The organism is Actinocorallia lasiicapitis, assembly GCF_054778695.1.
On record NZ_BAAGZI010000449.1, the window covers coordinates 1 to 4,459 of the forward strand.

Below are 4,459 nucleotides of genomic sequence, written 5' to 3' on the forward strand. Positions count from 1 at the left end.
CGCCGCCGATCCGGCCGAGGAGCCGCCCGGGGTGAGGCCGCTGCGCCAGGGGTTCTCGGTGGGGCCGCGGTCGGTCTGGCCCCAGGTCTGCCAGGAGGTGCCGGGACCTGGCACCGAGGTCCGTCCGACGACGACCGCTCCGGCGGCTCGCAGCCGCTCGACCTGGGCGGTGCGTTTGACGGCGATCGGCACCCCGGCCAGCGGGCCGTCCCGCGGGGGCTGGAAGTCGTGCAGTTCGGTGAAGGCGCGCAGCGCGGGGTCGAGGCGTTCGATCCGGGCGCGTGCGGCGTCGAAGACCTCTCGGGCTTCGATCTCGCCGGCGTGCACCGCCCGGGCGATCCGGGAGGCGCTCCAGAGCGTGAGGTCCACGGCGTCCACTCCTTTACCCGATCCAGCCCTACGGCCTTCTCGGACATAACCGACTTTCGGCTACATATCTAAGTAAGAGCACTCTCTAGGAGGTCGTGATGTCCGAAATGCCCGCTGGCTTGCTGCTCTGCCTGATCGCAGTGGTCATCACCATCCTCGTCGCCGCCATTCTGCCCCTGTGGGCGTACAACCACCCGGCCCGTCGTCGCCGCCGCGCCCGGCACCTCCGCGACACCGCGACGCCCGCCGAGACCCCCGCCAAGGAACGCGAACTGGTCGGCACCAGCCGCCACTGACGGCCGGGATCGTTTAGCAGAAAACGGTGATTCCACCCTGCCCGATCCGCGCCCTGTTACATAAACACAAGATTGTCTATACGCCATGCTGGGGCGATGCGGACTTCTGTGCGGGCGGGTGTGGTGCTGCTGGGACTCGTGGCGGCGATGGGAGGTGTCGTCGGGCTCGGGACGAACGCGACCGCTGACGCGTGTGCGTTGACCCGGTCGGTCACCGATCCGGACACCGGGTACGTCTACACGTTCCCCGTCGACAACCCGATCCCGCCGGCTGGCGACCCGGGCGCCTGCGACTTCGACCACGGTTCGTCGGATCCGTTCGTCCCGGTCCAGCAGCCGGACGGGTCGTGGGTGTACGGCCGGCCCGCCTCGGTCGAGCCCGGCTTCGCGGCGGTGCCCGCGGTCGTGCCGTCCTGCCCCGGCGTCATCCAGTACTCGGCGCGCGGCACCCGGGAGGACTTGGCCGCCGCCGACGGCGGCCTCAACCCGCAGAAGTGGTGGAGCAAGAGCGGCCTGGCCGACGATCACGGCGCGGGCGTCGTCGGTGGCGCGGTCCACGACCGGCTGACCGGCTACTTCCCCGACGCGGCCCTGTACGCCGACCACTATCCGGCCGACTACCTGCCGAACGGGTCGAACCTCGTGCAGATCGCCGGGCTGTACACCGGGAGCATCCGGTACGGCGCCGCCCAGGCCGTCGCCGACCTCACCACCCTGCACACCGCCTGCCCGAGCTCGAAACTGCTGGTCACCGGCTACTCGCAGGGCGCGGACGTGATCCGGCGCGCCCTCGCCGATCCCGCGCTGCCCGCCGGGCTGAACGGGGTGAACACCCTCGTCGAGCTGTTCGGCGACCCCAACTTCCAGCCCACCGAGGGCATCGCGCACGGCACCTTCACCGCGCCGCACTCCGGGATCGAGAACTCCGGGCACGCCTTCATCCCCGCGCCCGGCCAGATCCCCGCCCGGTTCACCGTGCACACCTGGTGCCACGACTACGACCCGGCCTGCCAGGGCGACTCGACCGCGATCGACCAGCATCTGACGTACGGTGCGCAGGACTCCTACGCGGCCGCGGCCGTCGCCGCCCGGCACTTCGGGTACACCGGCTCCCCCGTCGCGCCGACCGCCCGCAACCTCGGCGACGCCTGCGTCAGCCTGGTGCCCGGCACGACCCAGGTGAAGATCCTTTTCGACAACACCGCTTCGACGGCGCCGGTCACGTTCGTCGGGACGGTCGGCTACACGTCCAACGGGGGGATCGTCCCGGCGCTCGCACCGCTCACCCGGACGGTCGCCGCGGGCCAGACCTCGACCTGGACCCAGAACCTGCCGTTCGTCTTCGGCCGGCACCGGTTCCTGTTCGACGTGACCGTCCAGGGCAGCGTCAACCCGGCCGCGAAGACGTCCTCCGGGGGCACGGTCCCCCAGCAGCTGCACACCACGTTCCACGACACCCTCTGCTGATCATCTCGCGGCATAACCGGTTGACGTGAGGCGGCCCGCGCGGCAGGCTGCGTCAGCCGGTGGCGAGATGAGGGGCGAGGTGAGGGGTTCCGTGGAGTCGGGATTTCCGGTGCTGGACGGGGAGCTGGTTCGGCTGGAGCCCCTGAGCGAGCGGCATGTGGACGATCTGCGCAAAGCCGTCGAGGAGGACCGGGGCACCTACGGTTTCACGACGGTGCCCCGGGCGGAGGAGATCGACGGCTACATCACCGGTGGGCTGGGATCGGACATGACCCTGGTGCTGTTCGCGCAGGTGCGGGTGAGCGACGGGGTCGCGGTCGGGGGCACCGGCTACTGGTATCCGCGCTACTGGTCGGGCGGGGGCTCCCTGCAGGCCGTGGAGATCGGCGGGACCTGGCTGGCGGCGTCCGCGCAGGGCAGCGGGATCAACGCCGAGGCGAAACTGCTGCTGTTCGAGTACGCCTTCACCGAGCTGGGAGTCGCGCGGGTCGATCTGAAGACCGACGCGCGGAACGAGCGCTCGCGGCGCGCCATCGCGGCCACCGGGGCGCGGTTCGAAGGCGTCCTGCGGAGCTGGTCGCAGTCCTGGGCGCCCGGCGAGGAAGGGCTGCTCCGCGACTCCGCGATGTTCTCGGTCCTCGCGCCGGAATGGCCGGAGGTCAGGGAGCGGCTCCGGGCCCGTGTCGCCCGCCAGACACGCGAAGCGTGAACGCCACTATCGTGGACGGATGATTTCGGACGCCCCCGACCCCGTAGAGAACGAGTTTCCGGATGATGGCGGACGGGTCGTGCTGCGCCGGCTCGGGCCGGGCGACGAAGCCGAGTTCCTGGCGCTGGCCAGGGCGAACGTCGAGCTGCACCTGCCGTGGGTGATCCTGCCGCAGACCCCTGAGGACGTCCGGGAGTTCCTGTCTCGGTTCGCGACCGCCGTCAACGAGGGGCTGCTGATCTGTGACCGGGAGACCGGGGCGGCGGCCGGGAACGTCAACGTCAACGGGATCGTCCGGGGACGCTTCCAGAGCGCTTCGCTGGGCTATGTGGCGTTCGCCCCCTTCGCCGGTAAGGGGTATCTCGCCGAGGGGCTGCGGCTGGTCGTCCGCTACTGCTTCGAGAACCTCAGGCTCCACCGGCTGGAGATCAACATGCAGCCGGGGAACGCGGTCTCGCGGCATCTCGCCGAGTCGCTCGGCGGCCGGTACGAGGGTCTTTCGCCCGCGATGCTCTATATCGACGGCGAGTGGCGCGACCACGAACGCTGGACGCTCTTCAACCCCGCCTACCTCCCGCACGCCTCGCTGCCCGCCCGTTAGGAGGGCGGGCTGGGCCGGCTCGCGCTGCCGGCCCAGTCCACGGGGAGGGGGTCAGCCCGTGACGCGGCTGATCCACGCGGCCAGGTCGGCTTCGACCTCGTCGCGGTTGGTCTCGTTGAGGATCTCGTGCCGGCCGCCCGGGTAGACGCGGTAGGTGATGTCGGTCAGGCCCGCCTCGCGGTACCGCTCGACCGCCAGATCGCTGAGGGCGAGGCCGCCGTTGAGCGGGTCCCTGTCACCGACCATGACGTACAGCGGCAGCCCCGTCGGCACCCCGACGGGCTTGGCGAGCCGCTCCACCGAGACGGCCGCCAGTTCGCCCATGCTGGTGTCGTCGATGGCGAAACCGCACCACGCGTCGGCGACGTACAGGTCGACCTGGGCTTCGTCGCGGCTCAGCCAGTCGGCGTCGGTGCGGCGCGGCTCGAACCCGGCGTTGAAGAAGTCGATCAGTTCGAGGCCGGATTCGACCATCGCGCCGAACAGGCCGTCCACGGCCGTCGTCCCCGACATGGCGACACCGTCGATGAGGTCGGCGTGGTCGAGGATGTACTGCTGGGCGGCCATCGAGCCGAGGCTGTGGCCGAACAGCACCACCGGCAGGCCCGGGTGCTTCTCCTTGAGGATCTTGGTCAGTTCGACCATGTCCTCGACCAGCAGGTTCCAGCCGTTCGCGCCGAGGTCGCCGGGTTCGCCCGCGATGCTGCGGCCGTGGCCGCGGTGGTCGTCGGCGTAGACGGTGTAGCCGAGGCCGTTGAGGGTCTCGGCGAGGTGGGCGTAGCGGGCGGCGTGCTCGCCCATGCCGTGGGCGAGCTGGACGACGCCGCGGGTCTCGCCGAACGAACGCCACTCGTGGACGTGGATCTCGGTGCCGTCGCTGCTGGTGAAGGTGAACATGGATGCTCCTTGCGGGGTGGGTGGTGTCACTGGTGCAGCAGGTCGGTGACCCGCTCTCTGATGTGGGGGGTGTCGAGTCCGCGGAGGGTGAGGGTGGTGCGGCGGCGGAGGACGTCGTCG

The 4,459-nt window shown here is 70.6% G+C and carries 6 protein-coding genes; 4 read left to right on the top strand and 2 right to left on the bottom strand.

What is annotated here, in order from left to right:
• A partial coding sequence (locus ACYVE7_RS29880; RefSeq protein ID WP_460369363.1) for an amidase family protein occupies positions 1-369 on the bottom strand: 369 nt, incomplete at its 3' end.
• 98 nt (positions 370-467) lie between these two features.
• Here ACYVE7_RS29880 and ACYVE7_RS29885 point away from each other — a divergent pair.
• The 4 genes from ACYVE7_RS29885 (at position 468) to ACYVE7_RS29900 (ending at position 3,442) form a co-directional block, all read left to right on the top strand.
• Positions 468-665, top strand: coding sequence for a hypothetical protein (locus ACYVE7_RS29885; RefSeq protein ID WP_460369365.1), 198 nt, complete (start codon positions 468-470; stop codon positions 663-665).
• A gap of 96 nt (positions 666-761) precedes the next feature.
• Positions 762-2,132, top strand: a complete 1,371-nt coding sequence (locus ACYVE7_RS29890; RefSeq protein ID WP_460369367.1) for a cutinase family protein — start codon at positions 762-764, stop codon at positions 2,130-2,132.
• Positions 2,133-2,223: 91 nt separating this feature from the next.
• On the top strand, positions 2,224-2,841 hold the full coding sequence (locus ACYVE7_RS29895) for a GNAT family N-acetyltransferase (protein WP_460369369.1): 618 nt from the start codon (positions 2,224-2,226) through the stop codon (positions 2,839-2,841).
• Positions 2,842-2,860: 19 nt separating this feature from the next.
• Positions 2,861-3,442: a GNAT family N-acetyltransferase gene (locus ACYVE7_RS29900; RefSeq protein WP_460369371.1), complete on the top strand. Its 582-nt coding sequence runs from the start codon at positions 2,861-2,863 to the stop codon at positions 3,440-3,442.
• 51 nt (positions 3,443-3,493) lie between these two features.
• On the opposite strand, the gene ACYVE7_RS29905 is transcribed toward ACYVE7_RS29900, so the two are convergent.
• Complete coding sequence (locus tag ACYVE7_RS29905) at positions 3,494-4,339, bottom strand: alpha/beta fold hydrolase (RefSeq protein ID WP_460369373.1); 846 nt, start codon at positions 4,337-4,339, stop codon at positions 3,494-3,496.
• Between the last annotated feature and the right edge of the window lie 120 nt (positions 4,340-4,459).

What these genes read in the sequence shown, in the direction of transcription:
- ACYVE7_RS29885 (WP_460369365.1), top strand. Translation starts at nt 468, where the DNA reads ATGTCCGAAATGCCCGCTGGCTTGCTGCTCTGCCTGATCGCAGTGGTC.
- ACYVE7_RS29890 (WP_460369367.1), top strand. Translation starts at nt 762, where the DNA reads ATGCGGACTTCTGTGCGGGCGGGTGTGGTGCTGCTGGGACTCGTGGCG.
- ACYVE7_RS29900 (WP_460369371.1), top strand. Translation starts at nt 2,861, where the DNA reads ATGATTTCGGACGCCCCCGACCCCGTAGAGAACGAGTTTCCGGATGAT.
- ACYVE7_RS29905 (WP_460369373.1), bottom strand. Translation starts at nt 4,339, where the DNA reads ATGTTCACCTTCACCAGCAGCGACGGCACCGAGATCCACGTCCACGAG.